This is a genomic window from Paragemmobacter ruber, from assembly GCF_009908315.1.
Taxonomy (GTDB): Bacteria; Pseudomonadota; Alphaproteobacteria; order Rhodobacterales; family Rhodobacteraceae; genus Paragemmobacter; species Paragemmobacter ruber.
The window spans coordinates 730405-746548 of the sequence record NZ_JAAATW010000003.1 but is presented as its reverse complement, the minus strand read 5'-3'; the positions used below and the strand labels follow the sequence as shown (position 1 = coordinate 746548).

15 protein-coding genes are annotated in these 16144 nt (G+C 65.9%); 6 read left to right on the top strand and 9 right to left on the bottom strand.

Going from position 1 to position 16144, the window contains the following annotated elements; genetic code table 11:
* Positions 1-37 precede the first annotated feature (37 nt).
* From GU920_RS15845 to GU920_RS15825, 5 genes are all read right to left on the bottom strand, one after another.
* Complete coding sequence (locus GU920_RS15845; RefSeq protein ID WP_161768030.1) at positions 38-961, bottom strand: ABC transporter permease; 924 nt, start codon at positions 959-961, stop codon at positions 38-40.
* Entirely contained in the window at positions 954-1961 is a 1008-nt protein-coding gene (locus GU920_RS15840) for an ABC transporter permease (protein ID WP_161768029.1), read from the bottom strand. The genes GU920_RS15845 and GU920_RS15840 overlap by 8 nt, the downstream gene beginning before the upstream one ends.
* A 100-nt stretch (positions 1962-2061) precedes the next feature.
* On the bottom strand, positions 2062-3765 hold the full coding sequence (locus GU920_RS15835; RefSeq protein WP_161768028.1) for a peptide ABC transporter substrate-binding protein: 1704 nt from the start codon (positions 3763-3765) through the stop codon (positions 2062-2064).
* Positions 3762-4847 carry an ABC transporter ATP-binding protein gene (locus GU920_RS15830; RefSeq protein WP_328799299.1) on the bottom strand — a complete coding sequence of 362 codons (1086 nt, stop codon included), beginning with the start codon at positions 4845-4847 and terminating at the stop codon, positions 3762-3764. Before GU920_RS15830 ends, GU920_RS15835 begins: the two co-directional genes overlap by 4 nt.
* Positions 4840-5850, bottom strand: coding sequence for an ABC transporter ATP-binding protein (locus GU920_RS15825; protein WP_161768129.1), 1011 nt, complete (start codon positions 5848-5850; stop codon positions 4840-4842). Before GU920_RS15825 ends, GU920_RS15830 begins: the two co-directional genes overlap by 8 nt.
* Between GU920_RS15825 and GU920_RS19370 the strand changes: the two genes are divergently transcribed.
* The 6 genes from GU920_RS19370 (at position 5773) to GU920_RS15800 (ending at position 11592) form a co-directional block, all read left to right on the top strand.
* Positions 5773-5934, top strand: coding sequence for a hypothetical protein (locus GU920_RS19370; RefSeq protein ID WP_201744199.1), 162 nt, complete (start codon positions 5773-5775; stop codon positions 5932-5934). The genes GU920_RS15825 and GU920_RS19370 overlap by 78 nt on opposite strands.
* Positions 5935-6063: 129 nt before the next feature.
* Complete coding sequence (argE, locus tag GU920_RS15820; protein WP_161768027.1) at positions 6064-7233, top strand: acetylornithine deacetylase; 1170 nt, start codon at positions 6064-6066, stop codon at positions 7231-7233.
* Positions 7233-8576, top strand: a complete 1344-nt coding sequence (locus GU920_RS15815; RefSeq protein ID WP_201744194.1) for an NAD(P)/FAD-dependent oxidoreductase — start codon at positions 7233-7235, stop codon at positions 8574-8576. Before argE ends, GU920_RS15815 begins: the two co-directional genes overlap by 1 nt.
* Positions 8577-8771: 195 nt before the next feature.
* Complete coding sequence (locus tag GU920_RS15810) at positions 8772-10016, top strand: Hsp70 family protein (RefSeq protein ID WP_161768025.1); 1245 nt, start codon at positions 8772-8774, stop codon at positions 10014-10016.
* Positions 10017-10069: 53 nt separating this feature from the next.
* Positions 10070-11236 (top strand): M20 aminoacylase family protein, encoded by a 1167-nt coding sequence (locus tag GU920_RS15805; protein WP_161768024.1) that lies wholly within the window; start codon positions 10070-10072, stop codon positions 11234-11236.
* Positions 11233-11592, top strand: a complete 360-nt coding sequence (locus GU920_RS15800; RefSeq protein WP_161768023.1) for a DUF1304 domain-containing protein — start codon at positions 11233-11235, stop codon at positions 11590-11592. Before GU920_RS15805 ends, GU920_RS15800 begins: the two co-directional genes overlap by 4 nt.
* Here the strand turns inward: GU920_RS15800 and GU920_RS15795 are convergent.
* The 4 genes from GU920_RS15795 to GU920_RS15780 form a co-directional block, all read right to left on the bottom strand.
* A complete protein-coding gene (locus GU920_RS15795; protein WP_161768022.1) occupies positions 11589-12587 on the bottom strand; it encodes a cytochrome d ubiquinol oxidase subunit II in 999 nt (332 codons plus the stop codon). The two genes, GU920_RS15800 and GU920_RS15795, sit on opposite strands and share 4 nt — an antisense overlap.
* Before the next feature lie 6 nt (positions 12588-12593).
* Positions 12594-13952: a cytochrome ubiquinol oxidase subunit I gene (locus tag GU920_RS15790; RefSeq protein WP_161768021.1), complete on the bottom strand. Its 1359-nt coding sequence runs from the start codon at positions 13950-13952 to the stop codon at positions 12594-12596.
* 248 nt (positions 13953-14200) lie between these two features.
* Positions 14201-15214, bottom strand: coding sequence for a GTP 3',8-cyclase MoaA (gene moaA, locus GU920_RS15785; RefSeq protein WP_161768020.1), 1014 nt, complete (start codon positions 15212-15214; stop codon positions 14201-14203).
* A gap of 254 nt (positions 15215-15468) precedes the next feature.
* Complete coding sequence (locus GU920_RS15780) at positions 15469-16140, bottom strand: DNA alkylation repair protein (RefSeq protein WP_161768019.1); 672 nt, start codon at positions 16138-16140, stop codon at positions 15469-15471.
* Positions 16141-16144: the final 4 nt, after the last annotated feature.

Here is a 16144-nt window from a genome sequence, read left to right as displayed (position 1 = left end):
CACCGATTTTTCGTAGGAAAATCGCCCTCTCCGCCGCCTACCGCCCGCGGATCCGCGGGTCCAGCGCGTCGCGCAGGCCATCGCCGATGTAGTTCACGCTCAGCACCGTCAGCGAAATGGCGATGCCGGGCCACATCACGCGCTCCGGATAGGTGCGGATCTCGGCGATCCCGTCATACAAGAGCCGCCCCCAGGTCGGGAAATCCGGCGGAAAGCCAAGGCCAAGGAAGGACAGCACCGATTCCGTGATGATCGCCGCGGCGATCCCCAGCGTCGCCGCCACGAGGACGGGCGACAGCACATTGGGCAGGATGTGGCGGGTGATGATCCGGCGCGACGGCGTGCCGATGGACCGCGCCGCCAGCACGAATTCCCGCTCCTTCAGCGCCAGCACCTCGCCCCGCACCACGCGCGCGGCCTGCATCCAGCTTGTCAGCCCGATCGCCATCACGATCAGCAGGAACGTCCCCAGCCGGGGGCCCAGCACGCCGGCTACCGGATCGCGGAACAGAAAGATCATGACCAGCAGCAAAGGCAGCAGCGGCAGCGCAAGGAACAGATCGGTCAGCCGCATCAACAGCCCGTCCAGCCGCCGGAAATAGCCCGCGATCACCCCCACCGTCGTGCCGATGAAGATGGCGACCAGCATCGCCACCAGCCCCACCGCCAGCGAGATACGCCCCCCGAACATCATCCGCGCCAGCATGTCGCGGCCCAGCTGATCGGTGCCAAGGGGATGGGCCAGCGACGGCCCCTGATTGCGCATCCGGAACATCTTCACCGTATCGCTTTCGATGAAGTTCGGGTCGATCCGCCAAACCAGCGGCCCCAAGAGGCAGACCACCGCCAGCGTGCCTAAGGTCCACAGCGCGAACATCGCGCCCTTGTGCTTGCGGAACTGCGCCCAGACATCGGCCCAAGGGCCACGCACCTTTTCGGTCTGCAGCGTGATCTCAGTCATAGCGGATCCTCGGATCAAGGATGCCGTATAGGATATCGGCAATCAGGTTGAACAGCACGATCAGCACCGCAAAGATGAAGGTCACGGTCTGCACCGTGGGCAGGTCGGACACGTTGATCGCCCCGATCAGCGCCGCGCCGATGCCGTTGATCTTGAAGATCTGCTCGGTCACGATTGCGCCCCCGAACACCGTGGGCAGCCCCAGCGCCACCACCGTCACGACCGGGATCAGCGAATTGCGCAGCACATGTTTCAGCACCACCCGGCCTTCGCCCATCCCCTTGGCCCGCGCCGTGCGCACATAATCCTGCCCAAGGTTCTCCAGCACCGAAGACCGCGTGTAGCGGCTGATCTCGGCCGCGTTGAACAGCGCCAGCACCGTGACGGGCAGCGCCATCTGCGCCAGCATCTCCTTGAAGCTGGCCCAGTCCACCACCTCAAGATTGGTGTCATAGATCGTCGGGAACCAGCCAAGGTTCACCGCAAAGATCAGGATCAAGAGGTTGCCGGTAAAGAAGGTGGGCACCGAAAATCCCGCCATGGCAAAGAAGGTGCCCGCCTGATCGAACCACGAATATTGCCGATAGGCCGAATAGATGCCGATGGGCAGCGCGATCAGCACCCCGATCAGATAGGCCGTCCCCACCACGGTCAGGGTCTGGGGCAGGCGTTCGCCAATGATCTGGAACACCGGCACCTTGGACTGCCAGCTGATGATCCGCTGCGCCCCTTGCGCGAAATCGGTGCCGAACAGCGCGTCAATGCCATAGAGCGGCTCGATCCAGAAGAACTGCTTCAACCACAACAGATAACGCACCATCACCGGCTGGTCGGCCCCCATCGCCTCCAGCATCTTCTGGCGCACCTCGGGCGGCACGGTCAGCGGCACATCCGACAGCGGGCTTCCCGGTGCCAGATCGACCAGCAGGAAGATGACCAGACTGATCAGCAAAAGCGTCGGGATCGCCGTCAGCAAGCGCCGTATGGTGAAGGAAAGCATGGGTTACCTGTCCGCTAGACGATCACGCCAAAGGGATGCACGAGGTGAATGAAGGGCGCGGCGGGAAACATCCCGCCGCGCCCCCGTGTTCAGGCCCGGCTCATTCCGCGCGGGTCCAGTCCTGCGCGTTCCACAGCTCGGTATCCCACGAGTTCATGACGAACCCGCCCAGCGTGTTGGACTGCGCCGAGAACCGGCCACGATCCACCAGCGGGATGATCACGTTGCTGTCCTTGGTCAGCATGTCGTTCAGCTTCATCACCAGCGCGCCGCGCGCCTCGATGCCCGAGGTGGTGGAAAGCTCCTTCACCAGCGCGTCATAGGCCGGGTCGCAGAAGCGGTTGATGTTCTCGCCCTGCCACTGGTTTTCCGGCCCTGGGATCTTGTCGCACAGGTATTGCGACATGTAGGGCTCGGCATCCGTGCCATCGAAGTTGTTGGCGTACATTTCCACGTCCGCATAGAACTTCTGGAACGTGTCGGGCGATGCGGCATCGCCGCCGAAGAACACCGCCGGATCAATGGCCTTCAGCTCCACTTCCACGCCCAGCTCGTTCCACCAGCCCTTGACCAGCGCCTGGAAATCCTGACGCACGGGGTTGACGGTGGTCTGGTAGACAAGGCTCAGCTTCTTGCCGTCCTTGTCGCGGATGCCGTCGCCATCGCTGTCGGTCCAGCCCGCGCCTTCCAGCAGGGCCTTGGCGCCTTCCATGTCCTGCGTCAGGCAGCCGGTGTTGTCCGATGCCTGGAAGGCCGGGGCGGGCACGAGGTTGCAGGTCGGGCGACCCGCGCCACCATAGCCCACATCCACCAGCGTCTGCCGGTCGATCGCCATCGACAGCGCCTTGCGCACATTGGCATCGCTCAGGATCGGGTGCGGATGCTTGACCGTGGACCGCTCGCCTTCGGGTAGATCGGCCGACGGATCGGTGAGGTTGATCTCGATGCGCTCCACCAGCGTGCCGAAGGCGTTGACGAACTTGCCCTTGCCGCCGGCTTCCATCTGGGCCTGCTGTTCGGGGTTGATCTGGGTGTTCCAGGCATAGTCGAACTCGCCCGTCTCCATCACGGCCGAGGCCGCCGCCAGCGCATCCCCGCCGCCCTTCAGCGTGACGGTCGCAAAGGCGGGCTTGGCCGGGTCGCGATAGTTCGGGTTGGCCTCAAGGGTGACCACGTCATTCACCTTGAAATCGGTCACGACGAAGGGGCCGGTCCCGATCGGCTTGGAGTTCTGCTCGGTGCAGGTCTGCGCCGCCGGGCCGAGGCAGGCCTCGAACTGCGCCTTTTGCAGGATCGGCGCAGTGCCGCCGGTGAAGGGCTGATAGGGATAGGGCTTCGGCCCTTCGAAATTCACCACCACCGTCAGGTCATCGGGCGTGTCGATCGAGGCGATGCCTTCATATTTCGCGCCTTGCGCGCAGCCGCCCTCGGGATGGGTGCAGTATTCCCAGGTGAATTTCACATCGGCGCTGGTGACCGGCGTGCCATCCGACCAGACCAGACCTTCCTTCAGCTTCCAGGTGATCGAGGTCAGGTCAGCGGCCACGCCGCCATTCTCGACCGTCGGGATTTCGGCGGCGAGGCGCGGGAACAGCTGGCCGTCCTGATCGAACCCGGCCAGCGGCTCCAGCACCAGCGACCCGGCCTCCACGTCCTTGGTCCCGGAAGACAGATATGCGTTCAGCGTGGAAACAGCCTGATAGTAAAGGATCCTGACCTCGCCGTCGGAACCCCGTTCGGCATGGGCCGCCGGGGCCAGCACGAAGGCCGCCGCAGCGCCCAGAAGGGCGGTCTTGAATTTCATTTCGCTTCTCCTTGTTGGTTGTGCTCACGCACCTCGGCACCGGGGGATGCGTGCCCCCCGGCATTGTTCGGGCTGACCAGATGGCAGGCGACAAAGCGCCCGGGCTCCACCTCGGTCAGGACCGGTTCCACGTCACGGCAGACCGGCATCACGACCGGGCAGCGCGTGCAGAAATTGCATCCCTTGGGCGGGTTGGCGGGCGATGGCACATCGCCCCGCAGGATGATCCGCTGCCGCTGCGCCTCCAGCGCCGGATCGGCCTCGGGCACGGCAGAGAGCAGCGCCTTGGCATAAGGATGCAGGGGCCGGGCATAAAGCGCATCGCGCGGGGACAGTTCCGCGATCTGGCCCAGATACATCACCGCCACCCGGTCCGCGATATGGCGCACCATCGAAAGGTCATGGCTGATGAACAGATAGGTCAGCCCCAGCCTGTCCTGCAGATCCTCGAGGAGGTTCACCACCTGCGCCTGGATCGACACGTCCAGCGCGGCGATGGGTTCGTCGCAGACGATGAACTTGGGGTTCAGGGCCAGCGCGCGGGCGATCCCGATCCGCTGCCGCTGCCCGCCCGAAAATTCATGCGGGTAGCGGTTGGCGAAACGCCGGTTCAGCCCGACCTGATCCATCAACTCATAGACCCGCTCGGATTTGCGCGCCTCGGTCCAGTCGGTATGTTCGTCCAACGGCTCACCGATGATCGCGGCCACGGTCATGCGCGGGTTCAGGCTCGCCTGCGGGTCCTGGAACACCATCTGCATGGTGGGGCGCTTTTTGCGCAGCGCATCAGGGGGCAGGGCGGCGATATCTTCGCCGTCGATCACCACCGATCCGGCAGTCGGTTCATAAAGCCTGAGCAGGGCGCGCCCCACGGTGGATTTGCCGCAGCCCGATTCCCCCACCAGCCCCAGCGTTTCGCCGGTCAGGATGTCAAAGCTCACACCATCCACGGCCTTCACCGCGCCCACCTTGCGGCGCAGGATCCCCGCGTAGATGGGAAAATGCATCTTCAGGTTCCGCACCTGCACCAAGGGCTGGCCCTGCGTCATGCGCCCGCCCTCTGCGCCCCCCCCGTCAGCCATGCGCCGCCTCCGGCGTCCAGTGACAGGCCACGTCATGGCCTTGTCCCACGGGCAGGCCATCCACCGCGCGGCGCTGCGGATTTTCCGCCTCGCAGCGGTCAAAGGCATGGGCGCAGCGCGCCCGGAACGGGCAGGCCACCGGCGCCCCCAGCAAAAGCGGCGGCTGGCCTTGGATCACCTCCAGCCGCGCCGCGCGTTCGCCGGTCAGCGATGGCACGGTTTTCAGCAGCGCGCGGGTATAGGGGTGCCGGGGATTGGTGAACAATTCCCGCACCGGGGCCTGCTCCACCACCTGGCCGCCATACATCACCATCACCCGGTCCGCGATGCCCGCGATCACCCCCAGATCATGGGTGATCCAGACGATGGCCATGCCCAGCTTCTGGCGCAGATCCTTCACCAATTCGATGATCTGCGCCTGAATCGTCACATCCAGCGCCGTCGTCGGCTCATCCGCGATCAGAACATCCGGATCACAGGCCAACGCGATGGCGATCATCACCCGCTGCCGCATCCCGCCCGAAAACTGATGCGGATAGGATTTCAGCCGCTTCTTCGCATCCGGAATCCCCACCAGCGCCAAAAGCTCTGCCGCGCGCTGCTCGGCCTGCGGCTTGGTCATCCCCATATGCTTGATCAGGGGCTCCATGATCTGGTTGCCCACGGTGAAGACGGGGTTCAGGCTTGTCATCGGGTCTTGGAACACAAAGCCCACCTTCGCGCCCCGCACCGCCTGCAGATCGCGCGGCGACAGCTTCAGCAGGTCGCGCCCCCCCAACAGCACCTCGCCCGCCCGCACCTCGGCCGGGGGCGAAGGCAACAGCCCGATCAGCGACATCATGGTGACCGACTTGCCCGATCCGCTTTCCCCCACCACGCCCAAAAGCTCGCCCGGGCGCAGATGGAAGCTCACGGAATTCACGGCATGAACTTCGCCGCCGCGCGTTTTGAAAACGGTCTTGAGACCCCGCACATCGAGGACAGGTTCCGCCCCATCGGGCATATAAAGACCCCCCAAGGTCATGTGTTTATTCTTGTTTTTCCGATGCGGCCCGATCTTGGATCGGTGCGGATGCCCGGCGACTGAGGCAGAGTGTTAGAGATTTTGCGCAATCCCGCAAGCCGCTTGTTCGGCATGACCTTGCGTCAGTGGCGGATGCCTTGACCGCCCGAAGAACAGCCGCCAACCTGCGCAAAGCAATCAGGAAAGCCGCATATGCCCGCCGCACCCACCCTCTCTCCCCGGCAAATACTTGATCATCTGGTCAAATTTCCCACCGTCAGCCGGGACAGCAACCTGCCGCTCGTGGACTGGGTCGAGGATTACCTCGCCTCGCACGGCATCATGTCGCATCGCCACTGGAACGAGGATCGGCGGAAAGCCGCGCTGTTCGCCCATGTCGGGCCGTGGGAAGAGGGGGCGGTGGTGCTGTCCGGCCATACGGATGTGGTGCCGGTGGATGGGCAGACCTGGACCTCTGACCCATGGACGGTGACGGAACGCGACGGCCGCCTCTACGGGCGCGGCACCTGCGACATGAAGGGATTCGATGCCCTCGCGCTCTGGGCGCTGGTCGAGGCGCATCAGCGCGGCGTGAAGCGCCCGCTGCAGATCGCGCTCAGCTACGATGAAGAGGTGGGCTGCACCGGTGCCCCCCCCATGATCGCCGCCATGCAAGGCGTGCTGCCGAAAGGCGCCGCCGCCATCATCGGCGAGCCGTCGCTGATGAAGGTGATCAACGGCCACAAGGGTGGCACGGGCTTTCATGTCCATGTGAAGGGGTTCGAGGTCCATTCCTCGCTCCTGCCCTATGGCGTGTCGGCCATCATGGAAGGCGCGCGGCTGATCCAGTGGGCCAATGACCGCAACGCCGCCATTCAGGCCGCCCCGCGCAGCCCGCAGGCGCTGGCCTTTGATCCGCCCTTCACCACGCTGCATGTGGGCATGATCGCGGGCGGCACCGCCCATAACATCACCGCCGCCGATTGCCGCTTTGCGCTGGAAATGCGCGTCGTGCCGGGGGAAGAAGTGGAAACCCACGCGCAGGCCTTCATCGCGGAAGTGGCCCGGATAGAGGCCGCGATGCAGGCGATCCGCCCCGAGGCCGCCATCCATCTGGACCGTTTCTTTGGTGTCCCCGCGCTGACCCCCGAACCGGGGGGCGAGGCCGAGGCGCTGGTCCGCCGCCTGACCGGCGACAATGCCGCCGGCGTCGTGTCCTATGGCACCGAAGCCGGCCAGTTTCAGGAGGCGGGCTATTCCGCCGCCATCTGCGGCCCCGGCGATATCGCGCAGGCCCATCAGGCAGATGAATGGCTGGCCCTGTCGGAATTCCAGGCGGGCCACCGCTTCATGCAAAGACTGGTGGAGGAACTGGCCCGATGATGCGTTTCCCGATCTCGGAAGCCTCGCCCCTCCGCTTTCCCGGGCCCCCGCCCGCCGCCTGCGACGTTGTGGTGCTGGGCGGCGGCGTGATCGGGGTGATGACGGCATGGTTTCTGGCCGAGCGGGGCCTGAAGGTCACGCTCTGCGAAAAGGGCCGCATCGCGGGCGAACAATCCAGCCGCAACTGGGGCTGGATCCGCCAGCAGGGCCGCGACATGGGCGAATTGCCCATCATGATGGAATCCTTGCGCATCTGGAAATCGCTCGCACAGGAATTCGGCGAAGCCTTGGGCTTCCGGCAGGAGGGCGTGCTCTATCTGGCCAAGACCGAGGCCGAGATGGGCCGGTTCGCGGCATGGCTTGCCGAGGCGCGCCCCCATGGCGTGGACAGCCACATGATGTCGGGCGGCGCGGTGGCAGAGCGGCTGAAAGGGTCGGCCAAGGCCTGGGTCGGCGCGCTGCACACGCCATCGGACGCGCGGGGCGAGCCGTGGCAATCGGTGCCCCTGCTGGCGACGGGTGCCGCCGCGCGCGGGGCGGTGATCGTGGAGAACTGCGCCGTGCGGCGGCTGGATGTGCAGGCGGGCCGCGTGACGGGGGTATTCACCGAACAGGGCCGCATTGCCTGCGATCAGGTGGTGGTGGCGGGCGGCGCGTGGTCGGCGCTGTTCCTGCGCGCCGAGGGCGTGGCGATCCCGCAGCTTTCCGTCCTCGCCTCGGTCGCGGCGACCGAACCCATGGCCGAGATCTTCCCCGGCAATGCCTGCGACGACGATTTCGCCTTCCGCCGCCGCGCCGATGGCGGCTATTCCATCGCGCCGGGATCGGGGCATGATTTCTGGATCGGCCCTGATGCCTTTCGCAACTTTGGCACCTATCTGCCCGTCCTGAAAAAGGATTTCCGCTCTACCGGCTTTCGCCCGATGGCGCCTGCGGGATATCCCGATGCTTGGGGAACCCCGCGCCGCTGGGGCGGGGATGACGTCTCGCCTTTCGAGCGGACCCGCGTCCTCAATCCCGCGCCCAACATGGACAGGATCGCCAAAGTGCAGGCCTTCTTCGCACAGGCCTTCCCGGGGCTGGGCCGCCCGCGCCTGCGCGCGGCCTGGGGCGGGATGATCGACACCATGCCCGATGTGGTGCCCGTGGTGGACCGGGTGGCCGCGATCCCCGGCCTGACCATCGCCACGGGGATGAGCGGCCATGGCTTTGGCATCGGCCCCGGCATGGGCCGGGTGGTGGCCGATCTGGTGGCAGGTCACGACCCCGGCCACGACCTGCGCCGCTTCCGCCTGTCGCGCTTCACCGACGGATCCACCCTCGTTCCCGGCCCGTCGCTGTAGCCAGATGGAGCGCGCCACCAAGGGGGCTTGCGCAAGTCTTTTGTCTCGCCTGCGCGCCTGCGCGCTTGGCTCGGCTGATGGGGGTTCCACCCCCAAACCCCCGGGGTATTTGGACCAAGATGAAGGGGCTTGGTTCCGCTTTACTTCGCGACGGTGCCGGGCTAGGTCGCGCGGCCTGATCAGGGGGGCAGGGTGATGGCATTCGCAGGGATCGACTTTGGCACCTCCAACTCCACCGTCGGGCTTGCCGATGCCGATGGCGCGCGGCTGATCGCGCTGGAAGGGGATCAGGTCACGCTGCCCTCGGCCGTGTTCTTTCCAGATGAGGGGGCGCCCGTCTTCGGCCGCGCAGCCATGGCCGCCTATCTGGAGGGCGAGGAGGGCCGCCTGATGCGGGGGCTCAAATCCACGCTGGGATCGGGGCTGGTGCAGGAACGCACCGCCGTAGGGGGGCGGGCGGTGGCCTTTCGCGACATCCTGCAGCGGTTCATCGCCCATCTGCGGCAGGGTCTGGACGCGGCGCAGCCGGGGCTGACCCAGGCGGTCTTCGGGCGGCCTGTCCATTTCGTCGATGATGATCCGGCGGGCGATGCTGCCGCGCAGGCCGTGCTGGAAGAGATCGCCCGCGCCTGCGGCTTCCGCGAGGTGGAGTTTCAGTTCGAACCCGTCGCCGCCGCGCTGGACTATGAACAGCGGCTGAGCGCCGAAGAGATCGTGCTGGTCTTCGACATCGGCGGCGGCACCTCCGACATATCGGTGCTGCGCCTGTCGCCCGACCGCGCCCGGGCGGCGGATCGGGCGGCGGATATCCTTGCCAATGGCGGGATCCGCGTGGGTGGCACGGATTTCGACCGCCTGCTGTCGCTGGCCGAGGTCATGCCGCATCTGGGCTATCTGTCCACCACGCGGGGCGGGCAGGGGACCATGCCGCGCCATTACTGGCAGGATCTGGCGACATGGCACCGGATCAACACGCTTTACACGCCCCGCATCGCCGCCGACATCAAGGCGCTGTGGCAAGAGGCCGACCATCCCGAACGGCTGGCGCGGATGCGGCATGTTCTGGCCCATCGCCACGGCCATGCGCTGGCCATGCAGGTGGAAGGCGCCAAGATCGCCCTCTCGGGCGATGACGCCGCGCGTCTGTCGCTGTCCACCCTCACCGGCGGGCCGAACCCCGTGGCCCGGCGCGACCGGTTCGAGGCCGCCGTCGCCGCGCCCGTGGCCCGCATCCGCACGCTGATCGACGACACGGTGGCCGCCGCAGGCCTGACCCCGGACCGCATCGCCACCGCCTTCCTCACCGGCGGGTCATCGCAGATGCCCCTCTTGCGCGCCACGCTGGCCGCGGCGCTGCCTGCGGCAAGGCTCGCCACCGGCGACATGCTGGGATCGGTCGGCACCGGCCTTGCGATGGACGCCCGCCGCCGCTTTGGCTGATCGCGCTTGCACCCGGCCCGCCACGGGCTAGGCTGGCAGGAAAGGAGACCGCCATGCCCGTCAAGAACCGCTTCGCCGAACTGCTGCCCGAGATTACCGCCTGGCGCCACGATTTCCACGCACATCCCGAACTGCTGTTTGATGTCCACCGCACGGCGGCGCGCGTGGCCGAACTGCTGCGCTCTTTCGGCTGTGACGAGGTGGTGGAAGGCATCGGCCGCACCGGCGTGGTGGGCGTGATCCGGGGCAAGACCGATACGGCGGGCCGCGTCGTGGGCCTGCGCGCCGACATGGACGCGCTGCCGATCAAGGAACAGACCGGGCTTCCCTATGCGTCCACGATCCCCGGCAAGATGCACGCCTGCGGCCATGACGGCCATACCGCGATGCTGCTGGGCGCGGCCAAATATCTGGCCGAGACGCGGAATTTCGATGGAACGACCGTCGTGATCTTCCAGCCCGCCGAAGAGGGCGGCGGCGGCGGGCGCGAGATGGTGGCCGATGGCATGATGGACCGCTGGGGGATCCAGGAAGTTTACGGCATGCACAACATGCCCGGCATCCCTGTGGGAAAATTCGCCATCCGCAAGGGCGCGCTGATGGCCGCCGCCGACCAGTTCGAAATCGTGGTCACCGGCAAGGGCGGCCACGCCGCCAAGCCGCATGACTGCATCGACACCACCGTGGTCGCCGCCCATATCATCGTGGCGTTGCAGACCATTGCCAGCCGCAACGTGGACCCGCTGAAACAGGTCGTCGTTTCTGTCTGCACGGTCGAAACCGACAGCACCGCCCATAACGTGATCCCGCAGGTGGTGAAGATGAAAGGCACCGTCCGCACCATGGATCCTGCGGTTCAGGATTTCGTCGAACGCCGCCTGTCCGAGGTGGCCTCTGGCACGGCCCTCGCCCTGGGCGCGCGGGCCGAGGTGCATTATGCCCGCGGCTATCCCGTCACCGTCAACGCGCCCGAGAACACCGATTATGCGGTCGAGGTGGCGCGCCAGATCTCGGGTCAGGTGGACCCCGACACCGCCCCCCTGATGGGGGCCGAGGATTTCAGCTTCATGCTCAACGAACGCCCCGGCGCCTATATCTTCGTGGGCAATGGCGACACGGCCATGGTTCACCACCCGGCCTATACGTTCGATGACAACGTCATCCCCTTCGGCGCCAGCTGGTATGCGGGCATGGTCGAGGCGCGGATGCCCGCCGCATGATCGGCGCCGGGCTGACCGCCGCCATCGGGGCGCTGCATGTCTATATCATGCTGCTTGAGATGTTCCGCTGGGAGCATCCCCGCACCCGCCGCGCCTTTGGCACCACCGAGGATTTCGCCCGTGCGACCAAGGTTCTGGCCGCCAATCAGGGGCTCTACAATGGGTTTCTCGCCGCGGGCCTGTTCTGGGCGCTGATCGAAGGGGCAGGGGGCGCTGGCCGCCCCCTTGCGCTGTTCTTCCTTGGCTGCGTGTTTGTTGCGGGCCTTTACGGGGCCGCCACCGCCTCTCGCCGGATCCTGTTCATTCAGGCGCTTCCTGCCGCCATCGCCATCGCGGCCGTTCGGGCAGGTGTCTAGTCGTAGCTCAGCTTCGTGGCCTTGCCGCGGAAGATGAAATAGGCCAGCACCGTATAGCCAAGGATCACCGGCAGCACGAAAAGCGTGCCCACAAGGATGATCGACAGCGCCTCCGTGCTGGATGCCGCTTCCCAGATCGTCAGCTGTTCAGGCACGATATAGGGGTAAAAGCTGTAGGCCATGCCGCCAAACCCCAGCACCATCAGCGCGGTCGCCCCCACGAACGGGTACCAGGCAAAGCGGTCCCCCTCCATCGGCAGGCGGCGCAGCGCCCACCACAGCGATACCACCAAGGCCCCCGACAACAGCGGCAGCGGCGCCAGCAGCGCCACCTCGGGGAAGCTGAACCACTTGTCGAAGATGCGCTGCGACACCAGCGGCGTCGCCGCCGATACCGCCCCCATGCCCAGCACAACGCCCCAGATGCCGCCCTTGGCCCAGTCCACCGCCTTGCGCTGCAAGGCGCCGTCGGTCTTCAGGATAATCCAGCCCGCCCCGATGAAGGAATAGGCAACGGCAAGTGCGCCGGCCGTCAGCGTGGCAAAGGCCACTGTGGGCCATGTCCATTGCAGGCCCATGATATACATGCCCAGCATGAAGCCCTGCGAAAGCGCCGTCATCGACGACCCTGCCCAGAAGGCCACATCCCAGGGCCGTTTATGCCCCAAGGGCGCCTTGGCGCGGAACTCAAACGCCACCCCGCGCAGGATCAGCCCGATCAGCATCACGGCGACTGGCAGGTAAAGCGCCGTCAGGATGTCGCCATGCGCCACCGGAAAGGCCACCAGCAGCAGCCCGATCGCCAGCACCAGCCATGTCTCGTTGGCATCCCAGAACGGCCCGATCGAGGCGATCATCCGATCCCGCTCCGCCTCATCGGCGAAGGGGAACAACAGGCCCACCCCCAGATCGAACCCGTCCAGCACGACATAGAGCAGGATCGACACGCCCATCAGCGCGGCAAAGATGAAGGGCAGGACAACCGGATCAAACATCGCCCGTCACTCCGCCGGCTGCATGCCGGGGCTGGACACGGGTTCATACAGAACCCCGCCCCGCCGTGCGAGGTGGAACAGCACCCCGATGTAGGCCGCCAGCAGCGCCACATAGATGGCCATGTAGGCAAGCAGGGTCGACAGCACCATCCCGCTCGCGATGTCACCCACCGCCTGTTCCACGGTCAGCACCCCCTGCACCAGCCAGGGCTGACGGCCGATCTCGGTCGTGTACCAACCGGCCAGCGTGGCCACCCATCCGGCAAAGGTCATCCCCGTCAGACCCCACAGATAGGGCCGCGGCAGGCTTTCCGCCCCGCGCCGCCACATCAGGAAGGCCCCGGCCCAAGCGACAACCAGCATCAACATGCCCACGCCCACCATCACGCGGAAGGACCAGAAGACAGGCGCCACCGGCGGGTGCATCACCGTGCCATCCTCCGCCACGAAATCGTTCAGGCCCGGCACCACGCCCGCAGGATCATGCTTCAGGATGACGGATGCCATCGACGGGATCCCGATCTCGAAGGCGTTGCTGCGCGTGTCTTCATCCGGCAGGGCGAACAGCAGCAGCGGCACGTTGCCCTGCGTCTCCCAGTTGCCCTCCATTGCCGCCACTTTCTGCGGTTGATGTTCCAGCGTGTTCAGCCCGTGCATGTCCCCTGCGAGGATCTGGATGGGGATCAGCACCGCGCCCAGCATCACGCCGACGCGCAGGCCTGTCGCCGTGGCGGGCGCGCGGTCACCGCGCAGCCAGCGATAGGCCGACAGACCCGCGATCAGGAAGGCCACCGTCAACCCGCTGGCCAAGAGCATATGCGCCAGGCGATAGGGCATGGACGGGTTGAAGATGATCGCCCACCAATCCCGTGCGACGACCACGCCATCCACCACCTCATGGCCTGCAGGCGTGTGCATCCAGCTGTTCAGGACAAGGATCCAGAATGCGCTCATCGTCGTGCCGAAGGCAACAAGGAAGGTCGCCGTCGTATGCAGCCAGCCGGGCACCCGGCTTGCCCCGAACAGCATGATCCCAAGAAAGACCGCCTCAAGGAAAAAGGCCGTCAGCACCTCATAGGCCAGCAGCGGGCCCGCGATGTTGCCCACCGTTTCCATGAAGCCCGGCCAATTCGTGCCGAACTGGAACGACATGGTGATCCCTGACACGACACCCAGCGCGAAGGACAGGGCGAAGACCTTCACCCAGAACATGTAAAGATCCATCCACTTCCGCTCTCCCGTGCGGTTGAACCGCAGCTTGAAGAACAAAAGCACCCACCCCAGGGCGATGGTGATCGTCGGGAAGAGGATGTGGAACGAAATGTTGGCCGCGAACTGGATGCGTGAGAGTAACAGGGTATCCATGATGCACCTTTTCCTTTCCTCCCCCATCTAGGGTGCCTCTTGCGGGATTCGAGGGGTATGCGACCGGCTGCCCCATGCGACAGCCTGTCCGTAACGGGGAAAAGTTAATGATGCCTCTCCCTGGCGCGCGTCTGCACATCCTTCTGCACGCGCAACGGCACGCGTTACGGCACATCCGGAACCACCGAAATCGAGGGGTTAATGCTGCGTTCCCAAGGGCTTGGCTCCGCCGCTCAACCGCCCGCCCCTCAACCGCCCGTATGGCTCATATGCCGCGACATCGTCCCCTGCACCCGGGCGCGGGAATAGTCGAAATCATGGCCCTTGGGCTTGCGCGCGATGGCCGCCCGAATCGCCGCCTCCACCACCGCGTCATCCGCGCTCGCGCGCAGCGGCGCGCGCAGATCGGCCATGTCCTCCTGACCAAGGCACATGTACAACTCGCCCGTGCAGGTCAGCCGCACCCGGTTGCAGCTTTCGCAGAAATTATGCGTGAGCGGCGTGATGAACCCCACCCTCGAGCCCGTCTCGCCCAGCCGGACATAGCGCGCAGGCCCCCCCGTCCGCTCGGCCAGATCGGTCAGCGTGAAGCGCTCCGCCAGCCGCGCGCGCAAGTCCTTGAGCGACCAGTACTGATCCAGCCGGTCCTCATTCCCCAGATCCCCCATCGGCATCACCTCGATGAAGGTCAGGTCGTGCCCCTCGGCGGCGCACCAGTCAACCATCTGAAAAAGCTCGTCTTCGTTGAACCCTTTCAGGGCCACGGCATTGATCTTCACCCGCAGCCCGGCCTCTTTCGCGGCGGCAATCCCGTCCATCACCTGCGCCAGCCGCCCCCAACGGGTGATCCGCGCGAACTTCGCATCATCCAGCGTGTCGAGCGACACATTGATCCGCCGCACCCCGCAGGCGGCCAATTCGGCGGCATGCTTGCGCAGCTGCGATCCGTTCGTGGTCAGCGTCAGCTCCCGCAGCGCGCCGCTTTCCAGATGCCGCGACATGGCGCGGAAAAACGTCATGATCCCCTTGCGCACAAGGGGCTCGCCCCCGGTGATCCGCAACTTTTCCACCCCCAGCCGCACGAAGGCCGAACACAGCCGGTCCAACTCCTCCAGCGACAGAAGATCCGCCTTGGGCAGGAAGGTCATGTTCTCCGCCATGCAATAGACACAGCGGAAATCGCAGCGATCCGTCACCGACACCCGCAGATAGGAAATCGGTCGGGCAAAAGGGTCGATCAGCGGGGCAGGGCGCGCATCCATGACACAGTGTTAAGAACTCCGCGTCGCCCTCGCAAGGCAGGACGCACCCGCTTTCCGCTTTCCTGCATCACTCTTTCGTCGCATATCCCGCGCCTCCCCAGCGCGCGCCATTGAAAACACCGCAGGCCAACCCGCGTCTAATCCTGCAACCCCGCATTAAGGTTAACGCCCCCGCGTCCAAGCCCCTTCATCTTGGCAAAAATACCCTGGGGGTCCGGGGGGAACCGCCGGCGGCGAACCACCCCGCGCACCGCTCAGAGGTGGCGTCCCGCTTCCTTCCGGGCAAAGGCCTTCAACCCCGCCCCGGGGCCGTCGAGGAACGCCCGCGCCCGCGCGGCATCGTGCTTTGACAGGTCACGCACCCACCAGGCTACCGCCTTCTGGATGAACCAGTCGCGGTCCGCCACATAGTCCGCCGCCCATCCCAGCGCCCGCTCGCGGATCGCAAGGTCTTGTTCCTTCGGGAAATTCATCTTTGCATAGGGCAGGGTGATGATCAGCGCCGCGCGCCGCGTCCACATGTTGGTACTGCCCGTCCAGCCCGCAACCACCTCGATCCGCGCAGGCTCCGCCACCAGCCGCTTCTGCCCGGCGCTCGTCGCGTGATCCGCCACCGCCCAGCCCTCAAAGCCAAGGCTCCAGCCCGCGATCAGATCCCACACCGCCCCGTCCGGCCGGATGCGCGCCTGCGTCAGCAGCTTCGCCGCCGCCACCATCGCCTCGTGGATGCCGCTGTCCCACAGCCCTGCCGCCAGCGCGACGCGCCCCTCCACGTCCAGCCCGGCCCGCCATTCGGCGACCAGTTCCTCCACCTGCGGCACCGTAACCCCAAGATATCGCCGGGAAACCTTGTGATAGGCCGCCATTTCGGCGGCCTTGCCCGCATCGGCCAAAGCCTCCATCCGCGCCAGCGCCGTGTCTATCATTCCA

Bases quoted from the DNA above. Each gene is read 5' to 3' on its own strand.
- GU920_RS15845 (WP_161768030.1), bottom strand. From the start codon at position 961: ATGACTGAGATCACGCTGCAGACCGAAAAGGTGCGTGGCCCTTGGGCC.
- GU920_RS15840 (WP_161768029.1), bottom strand. From the start codon at position 1,961: ATGCTTTCCTTCACCATACGGCGCTTGCTGACGGCGATCCCGACGCTT.
- GU920_RS15835 (WP_161768028.1), bottom strand. From the start codon at position 3,765: ATGAAATTCAAGACCGCCCTTCTGGGCGCTGCGGCGGCCTTCGTGCTG.
- GU920_RS15830 (WP_328799299.1), bottom strand. From the start codon at position 4,847: ATGGCTGACGGGGGGGGCGCAGAGGGCGGGCGCATGACGCAGGGCCAG.
- GU920_RS19370 (WP_201744199.1), top strand. From the start codon at position 5,773: ATGAACTTCGCCGCCGCGCGTTTTGAAAACGGTCTTGAGACCCCGCAC.
- GU920_RS15825 (WP_161768129.1), bottom strand. From the start codon at position 5,850: ATGCCCGATGGGGCGGAACCTGTCCTCGATGTGCGGGGTCTCAAGACC.
- argE (WP_161768027.1), top strand. From the start codon at position 6,064: ATGCCCGCCGCACCCACCCTCTCTCCCCGGCAAATACTTGATCATCTG.
- GU920_RS15815 (WP_201744194.1), top strand. From the start codon at position 7,233: ATGCGTTTCCCGATCTCGGAAGCCTCGCCCCTCCGCTTTCCCGGGCCC.
- GU920_RS15810 (WP_161768025.1), top strand. From the start codon at position 8,772: ATGGCATTCGCAGGGATCGACTTTGGCACCTCCAACTCCACCGTCGGG.
- GU920_RS15805 (WP_161768024.1), top strand. From the start codon at position 10,070: ATGCCCGTCAAGAACCGCTTCGCCGAACTGCTGCCCGAGATTACCGCC.
- GU920_RS15800 (WP_161768023.1), top strand. From the start codon at position 11,233: ATGATCGGCGCCGGGCTGACCGCCGCCATCGGGGCGCTGCATGTCTAT.
- GU920_RS15795 (WP_161768022.1), bottom strand. From the start codon at position 12,587: ATGTTTGATCCGGTTGTCCTGCCCTTCATCTTTGCCGCGCTGATGGGC.
- GU920_RS15790 (WP_161768021.1), bottom strand. From the start codon at position 13,952: ATGGATACCCTGTTACTCTCACGCATCCAGTTCGCGGCCAACATTTCG.
- moaA (WP_161768020.1), bottom strand. From the start codon at position 15,214: ATGGATGCGCGCCCTGCCCCGCTGATCGACCCTTTTGCCCGACCGATT.
- GU920_RS15780 (WP_161768019.1), bottom strand. From the start codon at position 16,140: ATGATAGACACGGCGCTGGCGCGGATGGAGGCTTTGGCCGATGCGGGC.